The organism is Flindersiella endophytica, from assembly GCF_054779015.1.
The window spans coordinates 15549-38722 of sequence record NZ_BAAGYY010000002.1; the positions used below are offsets into that span (position 1 = coordinate 15549).

Consider the following 23174-nt stretch of genomic DNA (forward strand, 5'->3'; position numbering starts at 1 on the left):
GAGCTACGTTCGGAGTAAGATGACGGAGCTACGCCTGCTCGGCACTGTCGAAATCCGGGGTGCTGACAGGGCATACATGGTTGGGCCTGCCCAGCGTCGTGCTGTGTTCGCGGCTTTGGCCGTCGACGCTAATCAGCCAGTGCCGATGGACACCATCATCGGCCGAGTGTGGAAGGATGCCCCTCCGAGTGCCCGCGATGCGATCTATGCTCACCTGAGTCGAATTCGGCTCCTCCTATCCAAGGTGGCCGGCCGAAACGATGCGCTTCCACGACTGGAGCGTCACAGCAGCGGGTATCTGCTCCGCGTTGCGCCCGATGATGTCGATCACATCAGGTTCCGCGGTCTCATCGACAAGGCGAGCCAGGCTGGGGTGCGCGATGTGGAACGAGCTGGCTTGCTGCGAGAAGCTCTGGAGCTTTGGCGTGGTGAGCCGTTGGCAGGTGTCGACGGACCGTGGGCAGGGCGAGTCCGTCAAGGCTGGCGACAAGCTCGGTTGGAGGCAGTGATCGCGTGGGCACATGCGGAGCTGTACCTCGGTAACCACGAGTTGGTTCTCGTCCGATTGTCCGACTATCTGACCGAGTATCCTTTGGCTGAGCCCCTCAGTACAGTCTTCATCAGGGCCCTCTGCTCGGTCGGTCGGCCGGCGCAGGCGTTGGATCACTATGCAGAGTTGAGCAGGCATCTCGCCGAGGACCTCGGCACCGATCCTGGACCGGAGCTGCGGGAGATTCATCGCGCCATCCTGTCCGGCGACCTCAACTTGGTGGTACGCCCTCCGACCAGACATCCTCGCCCGGTGCTGGCGACCGGTGGAGCCGCGTCGACGGCGCCGGCTCAGCTGCCGAATCCGGTTTCGGCGCTTGCGGGTCGCGTCGACGAACTTGCCCAACTCGACCATGTCCTTGATTCGGCGAGACACAACGACCATGCGATCGGCGTCGCCGTCTTGTCAGGAATGGCGGGCGTCGGTAAGACCACACTCGCGCTGCACTGGGCGCACCACGCTGCGGAGAGGTTTCCCGATGGCCAGCTGTATGTGAATCTCCGCGGCTATGAGCCTTCGCAGAGTCCGATGAGCCGATCCGATGCCATAGGTCTCCTTCTGGAGGCCTTCGGCTTCTCCCAACAGCACTTGCCTGCGGACTTGGACGCCCAGGTTGGACTTTACAGAAGCCAGCTCGCTTCGAAACGCCTGCTACTCGTGCTGGACAACGCCCGTACAGCCGAGCAGGTGCGTCCTCTCATCGCTGGTGGCAACGGAAGCGTCGTCGTGGTCACGAGCCGCAACAGGCTGACAGGTCTGGTCGCTGCCGAAGAGGCCAAGTCCATCCCGATCAGCCCGTTGTCGACAGACGAGGCTCGCGCACTCCTTCGGTACAGGATCGGCGCGCGTCGAGTCCAGGCCGAGCCGGCCGCCGTCGAGGAAATCATCTCGCGATGCGGGCGACTGCCACTCGCCTTGGTGTTGGCGGCAGCCCGCGCGAGTACCGATCAACAACTAACGCTGGCGATGCTCTCGAAGGAGTTGGAGGACGCCGCAGGTCCGTTGGACGCATTGAGCGATGAGCACATCTCAGTCAATCTCCGAGCGGCCTTTGCAACATCGTACGATGCACTGGAGAGCGAAGCCGCGAAAGACTTTCGGATCCTTGGCCTGGTCCCGGGATTCGATATCAGCCTCACAGCCGCGTCCCAGCTGCTCGGGTACTCCCTTGCCGAAACGAGGGAGAGACTGCGGCGACTCGCCAACGCCAACCTCATGCCGCAGCATGGCTCCGATCGTTATCGGATGCACGACCTCGTGCGACAGTTTGCCGGTGAACTCTCGGTCGACAAGTTGACGCAGGCTGAGCGAGACGCTGCTGTCAGGCGACTGGTCGAATTCTACGTGGAAGCGGCCCAGACCGCTGACAGCGTCATCGCTGCTCTCGGTGAATCGAAGACGTCAGACTCGAGCAAGCACGCAGGCGGGCCGTCCTCGGAGATGGGCCGGGTCGCAGCTCGAGCGTGGTTCAGCGCAGAGCATTCGAACTTGCTGGCCATTCAGGAGGCGGCCGCTGAGCGTGGGTGGGACCAGCACGTCTGGCGGCTGGCACAGGCTCTAAGCCACTTCCATCGGTGGCGCGGACGGTTCGACGACGCCGTAGTTGTCTGGTCCGCCGGTCTTACGGCGGCGGAAAGACTGCAGGACAAGGCTGGTCAGGCCGAGGCCCACCTTCGACTCGGACCCGCATGTGCACGAACCGGCAATCAGGAAGCGGCATTGGTCCATGCGTGGCGGGCAGCGGCTCTGTACGAGGAGATCGGAGATACGTATCGAAATGCCGACGCCCACCAGACAATCGCGGCAATCGTTCTGATCGAGGACGACTACCAAGCGGCGCTGGCGCAAGCGACCGAAGCCCTCCGGCTGTTTCGGACACTCGACGATATGGAGGGCGAGGCTTCCGGTTATAACGCCGTGGGTTGGTGCCAGGCACTCCTCGGCAGATACGACGAAGCTCGACCGGCCTGCGAGCGGGCACTCGCGCTCTATCGCAGGCAAGGCAATCATCATGGCGAAGCCGTGACCCTCGATAGCCTTGGCTACATCGCCCTTCATACGGGTCGCCACGAGCAGGCACTGTCGTACTACAGCGAGTGTCTCGCGCGATTGCATGAGATTGGAAACGTCTACAACGAAGCCGAAACACTGTCTCAGCTCGCGGAAGTCCACCTGGCCATGGATCAGCGAGTCGAAGCGGCCCGCCGACTGCGGGAGGCGCGCGAGCTGTACCGATCGCAGCACAGAATCAGCGAAGCCGACGATGTTCAACGGCGAATCGACGCGCTCGGTGATACGGCCGCTGGACGGGACCACCCGCCGGGGGACGACCTGTATGCGTAGACCTATCTGAGGAGTGAGGTATGCGGCTCCGGAAGCTTGGGCACAGCTGCTTGCTTGTCGAGGAGTCAGATTCAAGGATTCTCTTCGATCCCGGATGCTTTTCCGAAGGCCTGGAGGGCCTCGAGGGACTATCAGGCATTCTCGTCACGCACAATCATGAGGATCACCTTGACCCTGCTCGGCTGCGCATGGTCCTCGATGCCAATCCGGACGCGCGGGTAATTTGTGACAAGGCAAGCGCCGACGTACTACACGAGTGTGGAGTGACCGCAACGACAGCGCACTCGGGCGATTCGTTCGACGTGGGCATGGCCGTTGGCGTCTACGGTCGAGAGCATGCGGTCATCCATCCTGACCTGCCCAACCTGCCAAACGTCGGGTATCTGCTGGCAGATCGCTTCTTCTTCGCCGGAGATGCGCTCACCGTGCCAGACAGTCCTGTCGAGATCCTTGCTGTTCCGGTGTCGGCCGCGTGGATGAAGGTGTCAGAGGTCGTCGACTGGTTGCGCACGGTCCATCCGCGAACTGCGATCCCCGTCCATGACTACGGCAACCCCTTCGCGGAGTGGATCTATGACCTTTATGAGCAACTCACCCCGAGCGACACGGCAATAACCGTCGTAACGGACGAGGATTTCACCCGCCTCTGATGCTTCGCGCGTGACATGTGGCTGTGTCGAACCGGCAGGCATCGCCGCTCTTCACTTTCGGGTGAGGAGCTGGCTGGCGAAACGCGCGTAGACTGCAGCAGTCCGATGCAGGGCATCTTCGTCAACGTATTCGTGCGGTCCGTGTGAGACTTCGAAGCGTCCTGGGCCGTAACCGAAGGCAGGGATACCCAGTTGTGTGTACCACCGAGTATCCAGGCAGCCTGGGCAGAGCTGGTAGCGGGCAGGTGCCGCGTTGATCTCGGTTACACATTCGCCCAGCAGTGAAGCGGTTGGGTGTGTTCTGGGCGTGCTCGCCTGTTGGGCGACCTGCATAGTGTCGATCGTGACGTCGGCGCCGACAGCGCTTGCCGCGTCCTCGACAAGGTTTGTGATCCTCGTTAGCTCAGTGTTGACGTCTTCCTCGGGATTGTAGCGAGCGTCGACGGTGAAGTAGCTTGCGCCTGGAACGACATTGAAGTTCGAGCCGCCGGCGGATCTGCCGCCGACCACGACCATCGATCCGTGAGCATCAGCCGGGCCGACGGGGTAGCTCGTGTACCTTTCGCTCATTTCGTGCGCGTAGGCTTCGAGCGGTGCAGCTACTTTGAGCATGTGGAGGAATGAGTTGATCCCTTTGAAGGCCTCACCAACATGACTGGGTCGGCCGTGCACGGTCACTTTCAGGGTGAGTGCGCTCTTGGCAGCGAGCCAGATGACTTCACCGCTCTGTTCGGCTGTGAGCATCGCCAGGGCTGAAGAATCGATCAGATTCTGGGTGTGCAGGTGGCCGGAGCCGACTGTGCTCCCAGTCTCCTCATCACAGACGAGATGGATGACGATACGCCCGGAGCGCAGCGAGCCCGAGGCTTGGGCGGCCGCGGCGCCGTAGAGCATGCTGACAATCCCTCCCTTCATATCAGCAGTGCCGCGACCGCTAATACGACCATTGCCGCGTGTTGCTACGAACTGGGCCTGGTTCTGGGCAGGGACGACATCGAAGTGCCCATGAAAGTAGACCAGGGCCGGCCCTTCACCTACCGTCCCGCGGACGATCCGAGGCGCTTCGAGCGTGCCTGCCGGATCGAGCTCCAGGACTTCTGGACTGAGGCCAAGCCTCTCCATTGCCTCGCTCAGCAGACTTCCGCACTCGGCCAGCTGATTTCCAGGTGGGTTCTCCGTTCGGCAGGCGACCAACCGAATCAGGAGATCGGCCATCTCGTCCGCGTGGTCCTGGATCCATTCCTTCGTCATGCGGACAAGGTTATTGCGAACTCTGCGGAAGATGTTTTCAACTTTGACCCGAAGCGAAGCTTTCGTGGAAGAATTGCTTACATGGACCAGGTGGACAGAAAAATCCTTGCGGAGCTACAACGGGATGGACGCCTCACGATTACCGAGCTCGCGAGTAAGGTCGGATTGAGTCTGTCGCCGTGCCACCGACGGCTACGCGAGCTCGAGCGAGCCGGAGTGATCGCGGGCTACCACGCGGTCGTCGATCCCGAATCCGTAGGCCTTGCCTTCGAGGCAATCGTGTTCGTCACCATGCATCAAGAGGACCGTGACACGTTGCTGAGCTTCGAGCGACAGGTAGCGCTCGTCCCGAACGTCGTGCAGGCGCAGCGCCTCTTCGGCGATCCGGACTACCTGCTACGAATCGTCACGACGGATCTCAAGGCATATGCCGCCTTGGAGGATGATGTGCTTGCAGCCTTGCCTGGCGTTCAGCGACTCACCTCTACGCTCGTAATGAAGCAAGTGGTGAACGAACGACCTTTGCCCGTGACGGTTGGAGCCCTGCAGTAGCCGGACAAGGCACGTTTCTGGGCGCTACTGACACGAGTCCTGGCCGAGCAGATGGTCCAGCCGCGGATCTGACGGGAGAACGTACCGAAGCGATGACGCTCCGATCCGCACCGTGGCGAAGCGCCGCGCTCACGGTGCTTGCCGGGACTGTCCTCGCTGTCAGGCTACGAAGACAGTACCTCGCGGTCTGTTTGGGGAGTGGTTGGGTGCGCAGGGGGTGCTGTGGCGGGGTGTTCTTCGGTGTTGGCTGTTCTGGTTGGCGGCTGGTTGTTGGTGTGTTCGGGTTGAGGTGACAACCGTGGGCGGTGGGGGTGGCGTCTGAGGAGGAACAAGGCCGAGACCTGGAGGGTGTCGTGAGCGATGCGTTGGAGGAGTTCACGGCGTTTGCCGCTGCCCGGCAGCAGGCGTTGGGACGGATGGCGTTCCTGCTCACCGGTGAGCATCACGCCGCTGAGGATCTCGTACAGATCGCACTGGCCAAGGCATATCTCGCCTGGGACCGCATCCGGGCGAAGGATGCCACCGAGGCGTACGTGCGCCGCATCATCGTCAACGAGTACACGTCCTGGTGGCGGCGTACCTGGCGACGACGCGAGCAGGTGACCGACGAGCTGCCCGAGCGGCCGGCGTGCGACGACGACTACGGCGAACGCGATGAGATCTGGCAGGCGATCCGCAGGCTGTCGCCGAAACAGCGCGCGGTGATCGTGCTGCGCTACTACGAGGACCTCACCGAGGTCGAGACCGCCAACGTTCTCGACGTGACGGTCGGAACGGTGAAGAGCCAGACGAGTCGCGCGTTCACCAGACTGCGCGCCGATCTCTCCGCGAATCGGACGGAAACCCCTGTCACAAAGGAGGAGTTCACCCCATGAATGACCTCGAAGACCGGATCACGGCGTCCCTGCGGGCCAACGCAGAGCGTTCCGGGCCGTTCGATGGCCTGGAGGGGCGGGCAGTCCCCTTGGCCACGCGGATCCGGCGGCACCGCCGGGTCGCGGGCCTGGCCATGGCGGCTGCGCTGGTCGCGGTGGTCTCGCTTGGCGTCAGAGCCGTTCCGGAGCTGCCGTTGGACGACATCCAGCCCGCGGCGCCCACCGCGCCCGTTGCTGACAAGGCCGTGAAGCTTCCCGGGGATCCGAGGATGCTGCGCCTTGGTGAGGCTCCGAAGATCCCGTGGTACGACGGCGAGTACATCCACGACGGCTCGAAGCGGGTGCGGGTCGGGAAAGGCCACCAGTTCGGTCGGATCGACGGCGGCTACTGGATTCAGCGTGTCTGGGATCCCAGCCCCAACCCCGACCTTGCGATCACGTTGATCGATGCTGAAGGTCGGAGGATCGACGTCCTGACGGAGAATCCGACAACGGCGCCGGTGGTTTCTCCTGATGGGAAACGCCTGGCATGGATAGAGGGCGACGGGAAAACCGCTGTTTTGTCCGACGCGAGGGGTCAGGTGCTGGAGCGGAAACGGATGCCGGTGCAGGTCGAGCCCGCCGGCTTCGTCGGAGACAAGGTTCTCCTGGGAGGGCAGTCGACGTCGGTGCTGTGGGATCCTTCGTCCGCGTCGACCAAGAGCCTGCACATCAGGCCTCAGATGGACACCATGGCCACCGATGGCCGGGACCTGGTGCCGGTCCGGACCGGCAAAGGCTGCACAGGTGTGTACTCGTTCACCAAGCAGAAGGCCCTTTGGGAACGCTGCGGCTCCGGGGCCACCGACGGTCTCTCGGCCGACGGACGCTACACGATGATCGATGGCCTCTTCCAGCCGTCCACGTCCATGGGTGTGGTCGTGGAAGCGAAGACCGGACACCTCCTGCTGCGTATCGAGAGGGTGGGGTTGCCGATGGTGTGGAGCAGTGAACCCGGTGGGGCGGTGCTCATCGAGTCCCGGTTCAGCGGTGGTCGTTCAGCAATCGTCCGCTGCGTCGTCGAGAGCGGCCGCTGCGAGCTGGCCACCGAACCAGTCCCGGAGAACCGCGCGCCCAGCCTGGCGATCAACTAGGAGACGGGGGCTTCGCCGGCCGGCGAAGCCCCCCGGCAGCCAAGATCGCGTCAGCGTTCGCGTAGCTGCTCTGGTGCGATGACGAGCAAGCTGAGCGCTGTGAGAATCAGCACGACCGTGGGGCAACGTGGCTGATATCAGAGCCGACGCCGGCCTGCTGAGCGGGTCGTACGAGCGGCGCTCGACTTGCTGGGCGCGCCGACGTCCGCATCATGTGGCTGACGACCACTGCCATGCCGCCCATAGCCGGCGGACGGTCTTGGGAGCTTATGGGGGAGCGGACGTCCGGGTACGGCCGGATCGGGCCGGGAACAACCGGGTACGAGGCAGGCTCGGAGATGACCCGGCCCTCGACCTGAACGCGCAGGTCAAGGGCCGTTTACGCTGGTGGTGGCAGGTACTGGGTTCGAACCAGCGTAGGCGAAGCCGACGGTTTTACAGACCACCGCAGCGTCCGTCCTGACGTGCAGTTATGCCAATCGGCGATGTTCGCGGGGAGTGCGTTGGGAGCATGAATTTATTCGGCTCGGATCTACGACTCTGGTGCGCATGTGTGCGGCCACCAATGCCGCTACTTTTTCGAGACCATCGTAATTCCTCCCGTCGCAAGGGAGAACATCCGAACGACCGCGCTCCGAACATCCGGGTCTCGATCGAGTCGCTCGAGCGATTCGTACCTCGCCGGATCAATATCGATCGTGGCAAGTCCGCCAGCATCTTTGCCGTCCACGGTCGAGAACAGTACGAGGCATCGATATGCCTGCACAGCCTCCCCTCTCTCCTCTCGCATCAGCGACTGGAGGGACAACGACTTCCTCCTTGACCTGGCTGCGAAGTGCGTCCACCGAGGTCCACCGGGTCGCCCAGCCTCGGCTCTCGGCCTCCAGTTGAATCTCGAGCAGAGTGGCGAAGCTGATCTGAGACACGCGGAAGTCGGGGTCGGAGGACCGAATCATGGACATCTGGTCGCTACTCCTCGTCGTTTGCCCTAGGGGTCTGTGGCCCCGTGCGCTTGCCGTTCATGGCGCTTTCACGACTACAACGGCGGCAGTCATACGTCATCTGGCGTGGCCCATCGCCCTGGCTGCTCGAATACGTCACAGCCGTCGTGTTCGAATCGGATGGTTCCGTCGAAGGGGGAAGCTGAATTCGCGCATGCGCCGTAATCTGACCCCATCGAACCGGCCAGTGGAATCCAGAACCGACAGCCTCCGCACTGTTCGTCGTACCAGGACTCCCGATATTCGGGTCGTCTGTGCGACGGTTCCGGGTCTGGATCCATCGGGCGTGGATCGCGTCGAGCTCGCTGGAGCTCTCTGTCACGTGTCTCTTGCCTACCACTACCTACCACCCAATATGCGCAACATTTCATCGACTGAATTGACGCGTTGATCAACCTGTATTGCCCGGGAACCGAATCCGCCGTCCATCTGTCGTCCTCGGTCCCGAGTTAGGACACGAGCATCGACCTGTTATCCCCGTTTCAGCCAGGCCACATTCAGTATGCGATCAGGCCACCAACTGAGGACGTTGGTGTCCGCACGCGTCAACGCAACTCATTCCGGCGATTCAGTCGAGCGATTTGGTATCACTTCATGCAAGCCGGTCGAGCACATATCCGTCGAGCAGGAGACGGACTGTCCTCCTAAGCTCAGACGGCTCTGCGGCCTCCGCCAAACCTAGGAACGTTTCCTTCCTAATGTCGACTAATGACACTGTGGGCCTATGGTCAGACCGATTCACAAACCATATGTGGCATCGGTATGATTCGGGGTGATCAGCTGGCCCGCCATTGCGAAACAGTGGACAGATCACAGCCCTGGTATCAGGATGCACCTGCTCTCGTAGCGCGGTGACGGAGGACCAAGTCGCCGACAGCTGAGCCGATCTTGCCTCATTTGTGATCCGCTCAAGGTCGCTGAAGCCCGCCAGGCGCACGCTGAACACGGTCTCTCCGGCTGAAATTCTGTGCTCTGGTCGGATGACGCCTTCCGAGTTCATTGGAGCATCCCACTAGTCCCAGAATCCGCTTGTCGGAAGCTCCGGCGCATATTCGTCAATCCTAACCCGAGCATCTGGCGAGATCTCTCCATTCTGAACCCGGCGCTGTAGTTCGGCGATTCGATGGTGCCCATTCATGATTCGACCATCCCGCGTAACAAGAGCGTATCCACCATCTTAGGGTTATTGAATGAGTCAAACAACTCTATTGCTCAGCTTGCGAAGTTTCGCAGCGTTGTCTGGGTCAAGCCCATGAACGGGCTTGAATTCTCCAAGATCTCCAGCCGCCACCATGCCGCAGTTGACGTTGTGGGCAAGGACGGACATCGAGCCTGCGAGCACGTAGTAGGTGTGGAGGTCGGCGACGGTGAGGTTGTACGCGGTCGCTTCGTGCGCGGTAGACCAGACGATGCTGGCGACGGGTACGAGGTGTCCGTCTGCGGTGAGGAGGGTTCGCCGGGTTTGATGGACTGGGCTTGCTGCCATTGGTGGTCGGTGGCGTTCCAGAAGGGGTGGTCTTCGGTGGTGGTGATGTGGTCGGGGTTGCCGTCCTTGTCGCTGCCGGCGCGGAGCTCCAGGTCGACCAGCTTGTCCTTGTGAACCCAGACGGCGGTGACGGTCTTGGCGGCACGCTCGCCGGTTTCGGGGTCGGTGGCGAGTACTTCGTCGCCGGGTTTGATGTTCTTGATGGGCGTGGTGGTGCCGTCTGCCATGAGGACTCGGGTGTCGGCGGCGAAGCTCATTTTGCCTGTGGCGCAGCTCTTGCCGATGTATTTGCCGACTTCTGCGGCTTCGTCGCCTTCGCGCAGTGCGCGTAGTGCGGTTCGTTCGCCGGCGCGGGCGAGGCCACCGCCTGGCACGAACATCAGCGCGCAGTCTGCGGTGAAGTTCTGGTAGCACAGGCGCGCGGTTTCGATGTTGCCCAGGTATGGGATGGCTTGGATGACGAAGCCTGCCGACGCCACGAGCCTCGCCCAACACCCTGACCTGGCGCTACCTGGACGACGGCACACCACGCGAAGTCATCGCCGGCACCACCACAACCCCCGCCACCGGCGCCAACTGGCTCCACCACGACTGGCATGGCTCCATCACCGACACCAGCAACCCCACCGGCATCGCCCAGGCGAAGGTCACCTACGAGCCCTACGGCACCCCCAACACCGCCAAACTCGACCCCAACGCCCTAGACACCCGCCTCGGCTACGTAGGCGAATACCACGACCCACGCCTCGGACTCATCCACCTCCGAGCCCGCGACTACAACCCCACCCTCGGCCAATTCACCGCCAAAGACCCACTCGCCCCCAGCTTCGACGACCCCTACATTTCCACCTACGCCTACGCCAACAACCAACCCACCGTCTTCGTCGATCCCAGCGGCCAGATCGGTGTCTGCAAGGGCCCAGAAGGCTGCAGCGGCCTCGGCGGCCCTGGCGGCGGAAGCAGCGGCGGCTCAGTGAGCCTAGGCGGGAACACAGGCCCATCGCCCTGCGTCACCGTACTTGGCCGGTTCAGGGGAGGCGTGGATACGTTCCTTGGTCGTCCTGGGTATCGCGTCCTGGACTTGCCGTTCAAGGTGCAGGAAAGTGGAACTGGACGCGCAACAAGCGCTTCATCGACGAGGCCCTTAAGGAAGGACAGGAGATAAGGCTCGTCACCGACCCGACAAAACCGATGTACCGAGGTGGCAACGTCTATCAACGGGAGCTGAAGTACCTTCGCGACAAGGGCTATACGTTCGAGCGGCGAGGCGACTACTGGGCAGTGATTCGTGCCCGCTAGAATGTGCCTACGACATTTCAGCGTAAGAACGACCACACGCACATGGAGCGGCACATGTCGAGCAGAGTCAGACTCGCCGACTTCCGCGAGCGTGCCAGGCATTGGTTTGGCTTCCTGGCAACGGATCTTGGCTTCGTCGGTCCGGAGGTTCATGAGAGTGGAGTCTTCTACCACGGTTCCGAGGTCTCTCTGGATGTCATCCTCGATGAGCGCGAGAGGTACGTTCTGACGTTCGTCTGCCGCAACATCGGCGAGACGTATGTGAGGGCAGAGCTCTCTTGCCTTTTCGTCGAGTGCGGCCTGGGACCGGCACAACGTATCGGCCAGGCCGCATTGACACGACACTCTCTGGAGAAGTCTCTTCGTGAGCAAGCCGAAGCCACACAGACCGTGCTTGACAGATTGAAGGGAGCACCCGATCGAGATGAGCTCCTGCGCAAGTGCTACGGGCGCTGACTTCCGGGACGCAAAGCGCCCATCGGAGCTGGGGTAAAGCGACTTTACTCTGTCCTTGAGTTCGTCGGCTTCTTGGACAAAGGGCTGTAGTTCAGATCCGTGGTCGCAGCCCTACCTTCCATGGCTGGGAAATCCTGTCACCGTTCGGGCCGACTCTGGCTTCACTCCGTGATCTTGTAGCCATTGTTCGGGGTCGATGGGGGTGCCGTCGCGGCGGACTTCGAAGTGGAGGTGGGGTCCGGTGGAGGTGCCGGTGGTGCCGACAGCGCCGATGGTCTGTCTGGCGATTGCGGCCGCTGAGGCTTGTCATGAGTCAAGCTTTTGGCAGGGTTGCGTGCGGTTTTCGGTGAGTTGCGGGGATCTCCTTAGTTGTGCTCCGGACCTTGATCGCCGAGGCCAGTAGCAGGGCGGGGAGGATGTTCACCACGGTCGGCCAGTGCGGCGTGAGGTCGGGCAGCGGGATGCCGGCCAGCCTGGCCGGGAGCGCGGTGAGGACCACGATCAGGCTCAACGCCTCGGACAACGCGGCGTTGGCACAAGCAACGCTGAACTAAGGGCGGTCCGGGCGATGCAGGACAACATAGCCGTCACGATCGAAGACAACGCGGTATCCATTCGCGACGAGCTCATCAACTTGGGCCCGCTGCTCTTCCACAGTGCCGAACGGTGGGATCTGTTGTCGGAGATTCGCCAACACCCAGCGTGCATCGTCGTGAACCTTGGGTTCCCACTGGAGGACCGTTGTGCGGTCGGTCAACGCAGGACCGACGTTGTTCGCCGCATCCACGACCACGCCGGACGGAACTGCTGCCGCGGCCTGCTCCGCTGCGACGACACTTGGGTCCCCGCGGTAGAAGGATGGCAAGCGGAGCAAGCCAAGATAGTGCTGTGGAATCAGCGCCAGCGAGATGGCGCACATGGCCAGCGCCCACATGACTGGCAACGATCCGAGACCGTGTCGAGATAGTACGGCTTCGAACTCGGCGTGCCCATCGAGCCAGCGTCGGATCCGGGCCACGCCGTCGACGGCGGCGCAGATCAGGATGACGATGACGAACGCGTTGTACTGGTAATGGTCATCCCACCAGAACGGCTGATCGGACAGCATCCGTTCCAGGACCATCGGCACGGCCGGAAGTATGAGCAGGGAAAACAGGCAGGCGAACAACAAGGGCGCCACGAGGCCCAGCATGGTGTCGACCTTGATCTCGGGGGCGACAAGGGTGCTCAGAACCCGGCCCGGATCGATGACGAACGTGAGCAGGAGTTCCGGAACGTTCCGGCCCAGATGATCGTAGGCCCAGAACGTCGCCGGATCACCGCCCATCGCGGGAATCAGGACACCACGAATCAAGGCGATGGCCCCGCCCCCGCCCGCGATGAACGCGAGGCCGTACGTATAGCGGCGGGTTAACAGCAAGTAGCAGCCGAACCCGGCGACCATGAGGCCCAAGTCCTCCTTCACTAACAGGAGTCCGAAGGCTGCGGCCGAGCCGACAAGCGGCTTCATGGCGTCGAACCGTTCGATCATGATGGCGGTGAGGACCGGGACGAAAGCCACCTCGTGGATGTCGAAGCCGGCGGCCTGAGCGACTGCCGAGGACGTCGCGTACGCAAGGACGACGAAGTACGCCGGAGCGGTTCCCAGCTTGCGTCTGGTGTAGCGCCAGATGAAGGGAATCGCCAGCGCGAAGAGGACGGACTGGGCGACGATCAGGGTTGCCGGCTTGTCGTGAATCCAGTACAGCGGCGCAAGAAGGGCAAGGATGGGAGAGAAGTGGTCAGCAAGCTGGGGGAAGTCCATGCCCTGGCCGAGAGACATGCCGCGCGCAGGTGTGATCGGCGGGCCGAAGTGCGCGTACCCACGAACGGCTTGGTCGAAAATGACCAGATCGAACGTGCTGGCTTCAAAGTTTCGCAGCTTGACCAAGCCGAGAACCGCATAAGCAGTAGCCGACAGCAGGCAGACAAATGCGACAGCCAGCCGGTTCGGCGTAATTTTGAATGGGCGACGTGCACCACTGCGCTTGGTGTGTGGCGATCCGACGCCAGGTGGGGCGGTTTCCTCAGAGTCCAACCAGGCCATCCGGGGAGCCTGTCGGAGGGCACTGGCGTGGCAATGGCGTGGCAATGGCGTCGTCGGTACGTGGACGATCCTTCAGGTAACAGTTCCGTCCACCTTCACTACGAACGTGTCGCAGAGCTGTTGGGCTCGTGGAGGTTGGTGCCACCGCGATCACCGTTCGCCGAGGCCATGAACACCATCGGCCGCACGTGTGCCAACGCCTTGCGGCCCGCCCGATACCCCTGCGGCAGCAGCAAGCCACTCCGCCCGCAACGTCCGCTGGACCGTGGACGTGGAGACCTGGTGACCGTCAACGTCATCATCGCAGCGATCTTGCGGTGTCCTCAGGCCGGCCAACCGGCGGCGTACTTGGCAGCGGTCGCCTTGATGCCGACAACCCCAAGCGCCGGCCAAGGGCCTTGAGCTGCTCGTTCTCTGCCCGCAGGCCGTCGTTCGGCGGTCCGGGGATGCCGTCGGCCAGGCTGCCTTGCCCGCCTCGACAAACCGATCCCGCATCCGCAACCTCATGCCGGCGGGCAGCCTCCGCCATCGACAACTCGCCCGACAAGGCGGCCAGCACCACACGCAGGCGCTCCCCCAATGGCGCGACCGCGACCTTCTTCTGCGCGCGAGGGTGGCGTGTGACCGGGCTGGGTTCGGGGCCGCCCGTGGTGGTGCCTGACAGCTACGACATCCGGCCCACCTTACGCACGCATCCAGTGCCGATCAGGGTGATCCAGGGCGACCACGACTACCTCGATCCCGGAGGGCACCAGTGGGTGCGGCTCAGCCACGAACACCCGGACGTCGACGTCACTGTCATCGACCGCGCCGGACACTACTCCTGGATCGACGACCCCGAAGCCTTCGACCGAGCCCTCACGGCCGCCCTTAGCGCGTGAGCCGCACGCCTATCATGGCGGCGGGATGCCGAGAGGGGAGCCGTTGAGCGTTCTCCTCGTTTGCTCGACGGCTACCCCGCGCAGCCCGTTCCGTCGAGGTAGGCCTGGCGTGGAGTGCGGTCACCGAGCGCCTGGTGTGGCCGAACGGAGTTGTAGGTCTGTCGGAACAGGTTGGTCTCGACGGCGAGGGCGTCGCCGTCGGGGATCTCGCAGCGGAACAGGTGCTCATACTTCAGGGTGCCGAAGAACCGCTCGACCACGCCGTTGGTCTGCGGGCTCTTCACTCTGGTGCGCACGTGCCGCAGCAGCGGGTCCTCGCCGTCCTCGGTGCGGTTCTGGTCCGCGAGCTCCTGCGCAAATACCTGGCCACGAAAGCAGGACCCATTGTCGGACACGATGGCGATCGGTGCCGGCACTTGACCGAGGATCTCCCCCGCGGCGTCCACGACGTCCATGACACCCCGATCGGCGCGCAGATCGTCGAGGTCGAGCAGCCGTACAGCTTCCGCGATCGCCTTTCGCAGACAGTCCACGGCATCACCGCCACGGCCGGTCGTGGAAATCGTGATGGCCAGGCAGTACTTGGTGGCGTAGTCGATGATGGCGCAGATCCGCCAGATCCCTCCGGTGCTGGTCTCGAACTCGCGGAAGTCGGTCTGCCAGACCCGGTTCCGCTGCGTCGGCGGGTCCCGGAACACCTTCTGCCGCACCTGTGCCCACGACTTCCGATCGGCGCGGAACCCCTGCGGCAGCAGCAGGCCGCGCCGCCGTAGCGCCCGCTGCACCGTCGACGTGGACACGTGATGGCCGTCGACGCGTATCATCGCCGCGATCTTGCGGTGACCCCAGGCCGGCCAGTCCGCGGCGTATTTCGCGGCCACCGCCTCCACCGCATCCACTTTCGGCGCCGGCCACGGCCCCTTGGGCGCGGCGCCGCGGCGCAGCCGGGCCAGCCGCCGCCGATATGAACGCTCAGGGAATGCCAGCCAACCGCGCGAACCTCGAAACCGGCATCCAGCCTGCCCCCTTAGGGCTTCGAGGCCGGCGAAGGGACCTCACCAACATGCTCGGCTCCCTTCTGCCAAATCCGCAGCTGCACCATCTACTCGGCCAGCGCCAGCTTCAACTGCTCGTTCTCCGCCCGCAGCCGCCGCTCGGCCACCGCCTGAGCAGTGCCCGGCCCTGGGATGCCGTCGGCCAGGCCAGCCTTGCCCGCCTCGACGAACCGGTCCCGCCACTTGGCCACCGTCGCATCCGCCACACCATGTCGCCGAGCAGCCTCGGCCATCGTCATCTGCCCGCTCAGCACCGACAGCACCACCCGCAGTCGTTCCTCCACCGGCACCGGCGACGTCTTCTTCCTGGTCATAGCCGTCAATCCTTCCTGACGCGCTCACATCGGACCATGCCAGAAAGTCTGACTCACTAGAGGCTGAACAAAACGAACAGGCGGTCGAACTCGCCAAGGCGGCGTTGCAGCTTAGCTACGACGGCCTAGGCGATTGGGCTGGCCTAGTGGCTCAACGCGTTACGGCACACCCTCAACTAGCTGTGCTCATTCCAGCCCTAGTTACACACACGCCTAGCGCCTCGACGTAGACCTACCTCCGACGGTTTACCGGCGGAGTTGGATATTCAAGGTCCCGGAATAGCTTCATGTGGGTTGGTGCGTGTGGGCTGCCTGCGGGTGGCTGCGCCGGTTTCTGACGCGCGACAGTCCGAACCGGGCTGCGGTTTGGGTGATCGGTTTTGGACACCACTGTTCGATGGTGCTTATCGGGTGGTCGCGGTTGCTGGGCCGAGCCAATGGGTGAGCGCTTCGGTTAGGCTGGCGTCGCTGGAGTGGGCCCATGCTACGTGGCCGTCTGGGCGGACCAGTAGCGCCTTGGCCGGGGGTTGTGTGCTGTGGGCGCGGTAGATGGTGATGCGGTTGGTCCAGCTGTTGGCTTCGCCGAGATCATGGCCGGTCAGGTCGATGAGTATCGACTTGGTCGTGTGCAGGAGTTCGGCCATTTGGATGGGCGAACCGTCGGCAGCGGTCAGGAGGAGGTCGGGGGTGAGCTGGCCGATGAGGGGGTGGCTGCCGCCGCCGGGCATGGGGTAGCGGGTGTCGGCGCCGTGGAGCAGGTTTCCCAGGTGGCGTAGGGGTTCTTCGAACTGGACTAGTTCGGTGAGCAGAGCTCGGAGCGCTTCGCCTTCCTCGCCGGCAGCACGGTCGAGGGCCGCCTGGGCGCGGGTCTGCATGAGGGTCCGCGCGGCGACTGGGTGTCGTTCGGTGTGGTAGGTGTCCAGCAGATGTGGTGGTGCCCAGCCGTGGATCTGGGCGGCCAGTTTCCAGCCAAGGTTGACCGTGTCCAGCATGCCGACGTTGAGCGCGGAGCCGCCGGCGGGGAACAGGTGCGCGGCGTCCCCGGCGAGCAGTACGCGGCCGGCGCGGTAGGTCTCCACAAGCCTGGCCTGGCTGACCGTTCGGGACAGCCAGATCGGTTCGCCGAGCGGTAGATCGGCGCCGAGTACCCGGCGGACGCTGGCCCGGAACTCCTCCTGTGAGATCGGTGTCGTGTCGGTGGGCAGGTGGCCGGTCTCGCGGACGCCGACGATGTGTGCGCCCGGCCGGAGTGTGGTGACGATCAACCGGCCGGTCGGGGTTCGGTTCCAGCCCGGTCGAAGGCGCCCGATACGGGGGACTTCGATCTCAGGGTCGTCGAAGATGCCGCCCGCATCGGGCGCGGCAAAGTGCCCGAGGCGCAACACTTCCGGGTCGGTGGTGCCGGGGAAGCCGATGCCGGCCTGCTCCCGCACCGGGCTGCGGGCACCGTCACAGCCCACCAGGTAACGGGTACGCAGCCGGTACTCCCCTTCAGGGCTGCGGACGTCGATGGTGACGCCGGTGTCATCCTGGGCGAAGGCGAGCAGTTCGTGCCCGCGCCGGATCTCGGTGTCGAGCTCGACGGCACGGCGGTCGAGCAGCGCCTCGATGCGTGGCTGCTGGATCGCCATTCCGATGAGCGGGCTTTGTTCCAGCTGCGCGAAGTTCAGCGGCACCGATCCGAACGGGAAGCCTGGGAATCTGCCGGTGAACGAGGCCTCGGCTCGGAAACGGTCCAGCAGGCCGCGGTAGTCCAGCAGCTCAATGATTTGCCCTCCCAGGCCGTTGGCCTTCGGGATCTCGGCTGGTTCGGCTCGTCGTTCCAGCACCACCGGCCGCACGCCGGCCAACCGCAGCTCGCACGCGAGCATCAGGCCGACCGGCCCGGCGCCGGCCACCACCACATCAGTCATCACCATGCCTGTCAGCCTAGACTGACAGGCCCGTTTGTCAAGCTAAACTGACAGGCATGGAGGTTGATGAACTACTGGAGCGCATCAGAACCCACGACCCCGCGATCGGGCTCCGAGCCGTGGGCGCGCTGCACCAGTTGGCCGAACAGGTGGAGGCGACCTCGGTGGCGCTGGCCCGGGAGCAGGGCTGGACATGGGAGCAGATCGGCGACGCGCTCGGCATGTCACGCCAGTCCGTGCACACAAAATACGGAAAGTGAGGTCTGGTGTTCCAGCGACTGACCAAGCAGAGCCCGTTCGCGGTCGTCATCACCGCGGCCATCGAGGAAGCCCGCCGGCGAGGCGAGCGGCGGATGGGCACCCAGCACCTCCTGCTCGGCCTGCTGCACGACCCCGGCTCGCTGCCGGCACGTGCGCTCGGCGTCGACCTCGACACCGCACGCGCGGCCCTCGACGCGCTCGACGAGGAGGCCCTGGCCGCGATCGGGCTCATCGTCGACCGGCGACCGGCGGAACCCATCGCGCGCAAGCACCCGCCGGTGCCGGTGAGCGCGTTGACCTCCAACGCCAGGGCCGTGGTGAAGCAGGCGGTGAACGCGACCACGACCAGGACCCGGCGTACCGCCCCCGAACATCTCCTCCGCGCACTGCTTGATCGCGAGTACCCCGATCCAGTGAGGCAACTGCTGACGCATCTAGGCATTGACCGCACCGCCGCCCACCGCGTCCTCGATCAAGGTGGAATGCCATGAAGGGGATGGGCGATCCTCTTCCTTGCCGGGCCTTCCGCTGTCATCCGCCTGTCGTACCAGAAGGTCCCGACGACGTCGAGGAGGATAGTGAAACGATCGCCACGTCTCTTCGATCATAACGGCCAGAAAGTCAACTCACACTGGTCACCTTGCCGCGTCGCATCAAGGCTGCTGGCCGAGCCCGCGCAGCCTCTCGTCGAGGATGTCGGCCCGGCGCTCGGCAAGCTCGGCCTGCCGCTCAGCGCCATCCGCGCGCGCTCGCGCCCTGACGTACGGATCGCGGACGAAATCCACCAGATAGGCCAACGGGAAGGCCACCCAGAAACCGATGAACAGCGGCCCGACGATCCATGCCCCCACGTCGTAGCCGTCTGCGATGTGCGGGAAAGCAATGTGCAGCGACAGGTCGCCTGACATGCCCATGCAGATGAGAAATCCGACGACATAGCAGACGGCGACCGCCGCTACAAACTGGCGCCTGGTCACAGGCAAGGTCCATCTCGCCATGCAGCTAACGTCGGCCGAGGCAGGCCGCGGTTACAGCCGCTCAGGTATCCAGCTCGGAGACGGCAACCGGTCCATCGAAGCACGGAGTCAGGTCGGGCATCTGAAATCGCCGGCCTGATCGGCAGTTCGACGTCATCGTCCTCATCCACTTCGCGCTCTCCAACTCGCCAGCCAGCCGGTGGTGATGTGGCGACGCCGAGCCGCCGAGCCGGGAGTCTGGGCCATGAGCCACCGGCTGCCGCAGTGCTCTTCTCGAGGCGCTCGGCCTGTCATGTAACTCATTGGTGACGGTGGCGCTGCTGCTGGACTTGGCGGCAGCGGGTCGCGCCTTGGTCGCCGCGGAGTTCGCCCTCTCCTGGATGCGGTACGCCCCACCCTTCTTCCCCCGGCGTCGACGTCCCGCTTGCGTTCAATTGTCCTTGGAGCAGCCCGGCATTCACTGCTGGTTACCTCGCTGTTGCCCGGCGGGCCGCCTCCGTTGCTGCACATCCCGGACCGACGCACCTAACCGCCGAACCGTGCGTGGCGTACGAACGCCGGTAGGCCGCCCGCGGCCAACGCCGGATTTCGGCAGGTATTAGGCACAGACAGCCGTAGACAGCCGAGTTTGGCCGGTGCCGGCCGGGTACGATCCAGTCGGCAAACGAACGGGCCGCTGACCTGAACGCGCAGTCAGCGGCCGTTTCCACTGGTGGTGGCAGGTACTGGGTTCGAACCAGTGTAGGCGAAGCCGACGGTTTTACTGACTGTCGAACGCACACCACCTGACCTGCCTTTTTGAATCTTGATGATGCCGATCGGGAGCACACCGGGAGCGGCGTCTGGAGTCATAACCAGGAACGTGCAACCAGTGGGTAATCCGGTTTCTATGCCCTTTGGGTCGGGCGGCGTGTTGCGAGGGGATGTCGTTGGCTCCAGGTTCTCCTCTGGCTCGGTCAGCAGGGGTGGGCTGGAATATCCAGCGGTGAGATGACCACGAACATCGACGAGTTGGCGTGGGCAAGCTTGACGTTCGTGGCCGTCGGGTGGGTCCTGGTCTCGTCTTGGTTGATCAGGTCCCTTTCCAGTAAGGGATCCACGACCCACTCCGTGATCCGGAAGCCGGCCGGCGTCGGTGGTTCCGGAGATGGTTGTGCCGCCGGTGCGGACTTACTCACAGGCACGGATGTGGCGTTGGCGAGAGCGGCGGGTCTGCGCGGTGGCAGCGGCTCCTGCCATCGGCTGTCTTGGATGCCGTTGCGGATTGGCCCGGAAGGGTCGACGCGCCCGGATGTCTTTGCGTTGTCAGGCGTTCTCGATGTCGCGAAGTCTGCTCCGAAGTTGTTCGGCGTCGTGGCCGTGGAGTTCGTCGAGGATATTCAGGGCCTGCTGCCACGTGGTACGGGCCGCGGGGTGGTCGCCGGTGGCGTGTTGGGTGGTGGCGGGGGTGGTGAGTGTGCCGGCTTCGTTGTAGCGGTCCCCGAGGTCTCGGTACAGGTCGAGGGCGTGCTGGTAGCAAGCGATGGCATGCGGGTGATCGCCGAGGTGGTCGTTGGCGTAGCCGAGGATGTCCCAGGTGTGGGCCTCGCCGTCGCGGTCGTGGAGTTGCTGGTGCAGTTCGAGGGCTTGCCGGCAGTAGGTGAGCGCCTGCTGGTGGTTCCCGAGTTGGTCGTAGTGCCACCCGAGCGCCGTGAGTGTGTTGGCCTCCCCGGCTCGGTGGCCGACCGCACGGAACAGGTCGAGGGCGTATTGGGTGTGGCGGAGTGCCTCGGCGTCGTTGCCTTCCCGCGCGAACACCCAGCTCAGGCTGAGATGGGTGTGAGCCTGGTTGGTACGGTCGCCGAGGTCGGTGCACAGGTCGAGGGCGTGGCCGAGGTGGGCGTGCGCGTCGTCGTAGCCGCCCAACCGGAGGTACGCGTGGGCGGCGATGCGGTGCACCCGCGCTTGCGCGAACCGGTCGTCCAGCCGCCGGGCGGCCTCCAGAGCGACGCGCTGGGTGGCTGCCCAGTCGTGCCAGCGTCCAAGCCGCTCGAAGAAGTCAGCGAGCGACCAGGCCAACTGCCATGCGTGGGTGTCCAACCCGGCCCGCACCGCTTGGTCGAGAGCGGCAAGCAGGACGGGATGTTCGGTGGCGAACCAGGCCATCGCCTGCGCATGGTCGGTGAGGTCGTCGGGTGTCACGCCGTCCTGGGGGAGGGCAAGGGCAGGCGGGTCCCGCTGCGGGTTGAGCAGCCTGGCGGCGGCGTGGGAGGTGTGCAGGTAGCAGTCGAGGATCCGATGCACCGCGGCCTGGCGGTCGACCGGCGTGTCGTGGACGTGGACGAGTTCACCCGCGTAGGCGCGGAGCAGGTCGTGGAAGCCGTACCGGCCGGGCGTGTGTTTGGTGACCAGATGCGCCAGGGCCAGCTCCGCCAGGATCGGGCGGGCCCGCTGGGGCGGGACGCCGACGAGGCTTGCGGCAGCGAGCGGAGAGATGTCCGGGCCGGGGTGCAGGCCGAGTAGCCGGAACAGCCGGGCGGCCTCGGGTTCGAGTTGCCGGTACGACCAGGAGAACACCGCACGTGCATCGGTGGCCGGGTCAGGGCTGGCGAACTGGTTCAGGCTGCTTCCCGCCTCGCGTAGTTCAGCCGCGAGAGCGGCGAGCGGGAAATCGGGATGGGTGGCGGCACGGGCGGCCACGATGGCCAGGGCCAGGGGGAGCCGGACGCATGAGCCGATGATGTCGTCAGCGGCCCGGGGTTCGGAGGCCACCCGCTCCTGTCCGAGGCGCCGTGACAGCAGGTCGCTTGCCTCTGCGACCGTAAGCAGGTCCAGGGTCAGCGGCTGGGCACCGGCCATCGTGACCAGGCCGGTGAGCTGGCTGCGGTTGATCACGACTGCCAGGCAGCCGGATGTCCCGGGGGAGCAGGGGCCGGGCCTGTTCGGCGTCGCGGGCGTTGTCCAGGAACGACCAGGACCTGTCGGTTTGCCAGCAGGCTGCGGTAGAGACCGACCTGTGCCTCGAACTGGCCGGGATCCGCTGCGGTGGTACCTCGAACGCATCGAGGAATCCGCGTACCGCCTCAGCCGGTGTGACCGGCTGTCCGATCGGGTCGAATCCGCGGAGGTTGACGTACAGCTGACCGTCGGGGAACTGATCGCGTACGCGGTAGGCCCAGTGCACTGCGAGGGCGGTCTTGCCGACTCCCGCGGTGCCCGACACGGCGGAGACGACCACTGCCGTCGGCTGGCCGGTGGTGATGGTGAGCAGGTCGTCCAGTTGGTGGAGTTCGTTGTCGCGTCCGGTGAAGCCGTGCAGGTCTAGTGGAAGTTGCGCCGGCGTGGCCAGGCTCCGGCCCGTTGCGGACGGCAGGACCGGTGGCGGTTGTGTGGGTGGTGGCAGCTGGCCGCGCAGGATGGCCTGGTGCAGTGTGCGTAGTTCGGTGCCGAGGTCGTCGGCCAGGCGTTGCCGGACGAGGGCGTAGCGGTCCAGGGCTTCGGCGTCGCGCCCGGCCGCGTGCAGGGCCCGCATGAGCAGGTCTTCCAGCGGTTCGACCAGTGGGTACTTGGCGATCAGGTCGGGCAGTGTGGCGATCACGGCGGTGGGGTGGCCGAGTCCGAGCTCGAGCTGTGCCCAGTGCATGACCGCGTCCAGCCTGAGCCGATGCCAGCTGCCGTGTACCTGTGCGACCCATTCGCTTTCGATGCCCGCCAGCGGGGTGCCCCGCCACAAGCCCAGCGCCTGGGCGAGCGCACCCGCTCGCCCGGGGCCGGTGCGCCGCGGGTCGCGGCCGTGTTCGACCAGCCGGCCGAATCGGTGCAAGTCGACCAGATCCGGGTCGATGTCCAGGACGTAGCCGGAATGCCGCCGCTCGATCCGCGCCTCTGCCTCGCCGGTGAGAGCGGCCGCCCGCTTCAGTAGCTGCCGGATCCGGCTGAGATGCGAATACAGCACATTGCGGGCGCCAACCGGCGGACTGTCACCCCAGACCCGATCGACCAGCAGCTCGACTGGGACCGGACGTCCCGCGTCCACCACCAGCGCCGCCAGCCCCGCCTGCTGCCGCGGGTCCCCAGGTCCAGCAACTGCCCCGCGGCCCGCAGTTCGACCT

The 23174-nt window shown here is 64.6% G+C and carries 22 protein-coding genes and 1 tRNA gene; 10 read left to right on the forward strand and 13 right to left on the reverse strand.

Annotated features, from left to right (window positions below; all coding sequences use genetic code 11):
* Positions 1 to 19: 19 nt before the first annotated feature.
* Together ACYVF6_RS00540 and ACYVF6_RS00545 are read left to right on the forward strand one after the other, a co-directional pair.
* Positions 20 to 2893 (forward strand): AfsR/SARP family transcriptional regulator, encoded by a 2874-nt coding sequence (locus ACYVF6_RS00540; protein ID WP_460514530.1) that lies wholly within the window; start codon positions 20 to 22, stop codon positions 2891 to 2893.
* Positions 2894 to 2913: 20 nt separating this feature from the next.
* Positions 2914 to 3543, forward strand: coding sequence for an MBL fold metallo-hydrolase (locus ACYVF6_RS00545; RefSeq protein WP_460514532.1), 630 nt, complete (start codon positions 2914 to 2916; stop codon positions 3541 to 3543).
* Positions 3544 to 3594: 51 nt separating this feature from the next.
* Here ACYVF6_RS00545 and ACYVF6_RS00550 read toward each other — a convergent pair whose 3' ends face one another.
* Positions 3595 to 4794 (reverse strand): zinc-binding metallopeptidase family protein, encoded by a 1200-nt coding sequence (locus ACYVF6_RS00550; protein ID WP_460514534.1) that lies wholly within the window; start codon positions 4792 to 4794, stop codon positions 3595 to 3597.
* Between the two features lie 81 nt (positions 4795 to 4875).
* Between ACYVF6_RS00550 and ACYVF6_RS00555 the strand changes: the two genes are divergently transcribed.
* The 3 genes from ACYVF6_RS00555 (at position 4876) to ACYVF6_RS00565 (ending at position 7354) form a co-directional block, all read left to right on the forward strand.
* Complete coding sequence (locus ACYVF6_RS00555; RefSeq protein ID WP_460514536.1) at positions 4876 to 5346, forward strand: Lrp/AsnC family transcriptional regulator; 471 nt, start codon at positions 4876 to 4878, stop codon at positions 5344 to 5346.
* Positions 5347 to 5699: 353 nt separating this feature from the next.
* Entirely contained in the window at positions 5700 to 6221 is a 522-nt protein-coding gene (locus tag ACYVF6_RS00560) for a SigE family RNA polymerase sigma factor (RefSeq protein WP_460514538.1), read from the forward strand.
* Between the two features lie 194 nt (positions 6222 to 6415).
* Positions 6416 to 7354 (forward strand): hypothetical protein, encoded by a 939-nt coding sequence (locus ACYVF6_RS00565; RefSeq protein ID WP_460514540.1) that lies wholly within the window; start codon positions 6416 to 6418, stop codon positions 7352 to 7354.
* A 1051-nt stretch (positions 7355 to 8405) separates the two neighbouring features.
* On the opposite strand, the gene ACYVF6_RS00570 is transcribed toward ACYVF6_RS00565, so the two are convergent.
* Both ACYVF6_RS00570 and ACYVF6_RS00575 read right to left on the reverse strand, forming a co-directional pair.
* On the reverse strand, positions 8406 to 8726 hold the full coding sequence (locus ACYVF6_RS00570) for a DUF3027 domain-containing protein (RefSeq protein WP_460514774.1): 321 nt from the start codon (positions 8724 to 8726) through the stop codon (positions 8406 to 8408).
* An 841-nt stretch (positions 8727 to 9567) separates the two neighbouring features.
* Positions 9568 to 10320 (reverse strand): Hint domain-containing protein, encoded by a 753-nt coding sequence (locus ACYVF6_RS00575; RefSeq protein WP_460514542.1) that lies wholly within the window; start codon positions 10318 to 10320, stop codon positions 9568 to 9570.
* Between the two features lie 152 nt (positions 10321 to 10472).
* Between ACYVF6_RS00575 and ACYVF6_RS00580 the strand changes: the two genes are divergently transcribed.
* Positions 10473 to 11006, forward strand: coding sequence for an RHS repeat-associated core domain-containing protein (locus ACYVF6_RS00580; RefSeq protein WP_460514776.1), 534 nt, complete (start codon positions 10473 to 10475; stop codon positions 11004 to 11006).
* Between the two features lie 188 nt (positions 11007 to 11194).
* Positions 11195 to 11596, forward strand: a complete 402-nt coding sequence (locus ACYVF6_RS00585) for a hypothetical protein (protein WP_460514544.1) — start codon at positions 11195 to 11197, stop codon at positions 11594 to 11596.
* A gap of 111 nt (positions 11597 to 11707) precedes the next feature.
* On the opposite strand, the gene ACYVF6_RS00590 is transcribed toward ACYVF6_RS00585, so the two are convergent.
* The 3 genes from ACYVF6_RS00590 to ACYVF6_RS00600 are packed head-to-tail and all read right to left on the reverse strand — an operon-like array spanning position 11708 to position 13682.
* Entirely contained in the window at positions 11708 to 11884 is a 177-nt protein-coding gene (locus tag ACYVF6_RS00590) for a M23 family metallopeptidase (protein WP_460514778.1), read from the reverse strand.
* A gap of 25 nt (positions 11885 to 11909) precedes the next feature.
* Positions 11910 to 12107, reverse strand: coding sequence for a hypothetical protein (locus ACYVF6_RS00595; RefSeq protein WP_460514546.1), 198 nt, complete (start codon positions 12105 to 12107; stop codon positions 11910 to 11912).
* Positions 12108 to 12146: 39 nt separating this feature from the next.
* A complete protein-coding gene (locus ACYVF6_RS00600) occupies positions 12147 to 13682 on the reverse strand; it encodes a DUF2079 domain-containing protein (RefSeq protein ID WP_460514548.1) in 1536 nt (511 codons plus the stop codon).
* 620 nt (positions 13683 to 14302) lie between these two features.
* Between ACYVF6_RS00600 and ACYVF6_RS00605 the strand changes: the two genes are divergently transcribed.
* Positions 14303 to 14563, forward strand: coding sequence for an alpha/beta fold hydrolase (locus ACYVF6_RS00605; RefSeq protein ID WP_460514549.1), 261 nt, complete (start codon positions 14303 to 14305; stop codon positions 14561 to 14563).
* A gap of 71 nt (positions 14564 to 14634) precedes the next feature.
* Here ACYVF6_RS00605 and ACYVF6_RS00610 read toward each other — a convergent pair whose 3' ends face one another.
* The 3 genes from ACYVF6_RS00610 to ACYVF6_RS00620 all read right to left on the reverse strand — a co-directional run bounded on the left by ACYVF6_RS00610 (position 14635) and on the right by ACYVF6_RS00620 (position 17851).
* A complete protein-coding gene (locus ACYVF6_RS00610) occupies positions 14635 to 15453 on the reverse strand; it encodes a transposase (protein ID WP_460514551.1) in 819 nt (272 codons plus the stop codon).
* 212 nt (positions 15454 to 15665) lie between these two features.
* The gene (locus ACYVF6_RS00615; RefSeq protein WP_460514553.1) at positions 15666 to 15932 is read right to left on the reverse strand and encodes a helix-turn-helix domain-containing protein; all 267 of its coding nucleotides are present in this window, start codon (positions 15930 to 15932) and stop codon (positions 15666 to 15668) included.
* Positions 15933 to 16336: 404 nt separating this feature from the next.
* A complete protein-coding gene (locus ACYVF6_RS00620) occupies positions 16337 to 17851 on the reverse strand; it encodes an FAD-dependent monooxygenase family protein (RefSeq protein ID WP_460514555.1) in 1515 nt (504 codons plus the stop codon).
* A 50-nt stretch (positions 17852 to 17901) separates the two neighbouring features.
* On the opposite strand from ACYVF6_RS00620, the gene ACYVF6_RS00625 reads away from it, so the two are divergent.
* Both ACYVF6_RS00625 and ACYVF6_RS00630 read left to right on the forward strand, forming a co-directional pair.
* Positions 17902 to 18105 carry an RNA polymerase subunit sigma-70 gene (locus ACYVF6_RS00625; RefSeq protein ID WP_460514557.1) on the forward strand — a complete coding sequence of 68 codons (204 nt, stop codon included), beginning with the start codon at positions 17902 to 17904 and terminating at the stop codon, positions 18103 to 18105.
* Positions 18106 to 18111: 6 nt separating this feature from the next.
* Positions 18112 to 18597 carry a Clp protease N-terminal domain-containing protein gene (locus ACYVF6_RS00630; protein ID WP_460514559.1) on the forward strand — a complete coding sequence of 162 codons (486 nt, stop codon included), beginning with the start codon at positions 18112 to 18114 and terminating at the stop codon, positions 18595 to 18597.
* Between the two features lie 162 nt (positions 18598 to 18759).
* On the opposite strand, the gene ACYVF6_RS00635 is transcribed toward ACYVF6_RS00630, so the two are convergent.
* The 4 genes from ACYVF6_RS00635 to ACYVF6_RS00650 all read right to left on the reverse strand — a co-directional run bounded on the left by ACYVF6_RS00635 (position 18760) and on the right by ACYVF6_RS00650 (position 23098).
* Positions 18760 to 19083, reverse strand: coding sequence for a hypothetical protein (locus tag ACYVF6_RS00635; protein WP_460514561.1), 324 nt, complete (start codon positions 19081 to 19083; stop codon positions 18760 to 18762).
* A gap of 713 nt (positions 19084 to 19796) precedes the next feature.
* Positions 19797 to 19878: transfer RNA gene (locus ACYVF6_RS00640), tRNA-Tyr, on the reverse strand.
* Positions 19879 to 20388: 510 nt separating this feature from the next.
* A complete protein-coding gene (locus tag ACYVF6_RS00645; protein WP_460514780.1) occupies positions 20389 to 21921 on the reverse strand; it encodes a tetratricopeptide repeat protein in 1533 nt (510 codons plus the stop codon).
* Positions 21809 to 23098 carry an AfsR/SARP family transcriptional regulator gene (locus tag ACYVF6_RS00650; RefSeq protein WP_460514563.1) on the reverse strand — a complete coding sequence of 430 codons (1290 nt, stop codon included), beginning with the start codon at positions 23096 to 23098 and terminating at the stop codon, positions 21809 to 21811. Before ACYVF6_RS00650 ends, ACYVF6_RS00645 begins: the two co-directional genes overlap by 113 nt.
* Positions 23099 to 23174: the final 76 nt, after the last annotated feature.

Coding starts and splice junctions, on each gene's coding strand:
- ACYVF6_RS00550 (WP_460514534.1), bottom strand. CDS start 4,794: ATGACGAAGGAATGGATCCAGGACCACGCGGACGAGATGGCCGATCTC.
- ACYVF6_RS00540 (WP_460514530.1), top strand. CDS start 20: ATGACGGAGCTACGCCTGCTCGGCACTGTCGAAATCCGGGGTGCTGAC.
- ACYVF6_RS00585 (WP_460514544.1), top strand. CDS start 11,195: ATGTCGAGCAGAGTCAGACTCGCCGACTTCCGCGAGCGTGCCAGGCAT.
- ACYVF6_RS00620 (WP_460514555.1), bottom strand. CDS start 17,851: ATGGTGATGACTGATGTGGTGGTGGCCGGCGCCGGGCCGGTCGGCCTG.
- ACYVF6_RS00570 (WP_460514774.1), bottom strand. CDS start 8,726: ATGAAATGTTGCGCATATTGGGTGGTAGGTAGTGGTAGGCAAGAGACA.
- ACYVF6_RS00615 (WP_460514553.1), bottom strand. CDS start 15,932: ATGACCAGGAAGAAGACGTCGCCGGTGCCGGTGGAGGAACGACTGCGG.
- ACYVF6_RS00625 (WP_460514557.1), top strand. CDS start 17,902: ATGGAGGTTGATGAACTACTGGAGCGCATCAGAACCCACGACCCCGCG.
- ACYVF6_RS00645 (WP_460514780.1), bottom strand. CDS start 21,921: ATGGCCGGTGCCCAGCCGCTGACCCTGGACCTGCTTACGGTCGCAGAG.
- ACYVF6_RS00545 (WP_460514532.1), top strand. CDS start 2,914: ATGCGGCTCCGGAAGCTTGGGCACAGCTGCTTGCTTGTCGAGGAGTCA.
- ACYVF6_RS00555 (WP_460514536.1), top strand. CDS start 4,876: ATGGACCAGGTGGACAGAAAAATCCTTGCGGAGCTACAACGGGATGGA.
- ACYVF6_RS00600 (WP_460514548.1), bottom strand. CDS start 13,682: ATGGCCTGGTTGGACTCTGAGGAAACCGCCCCACCTGGCGTCGGATCG.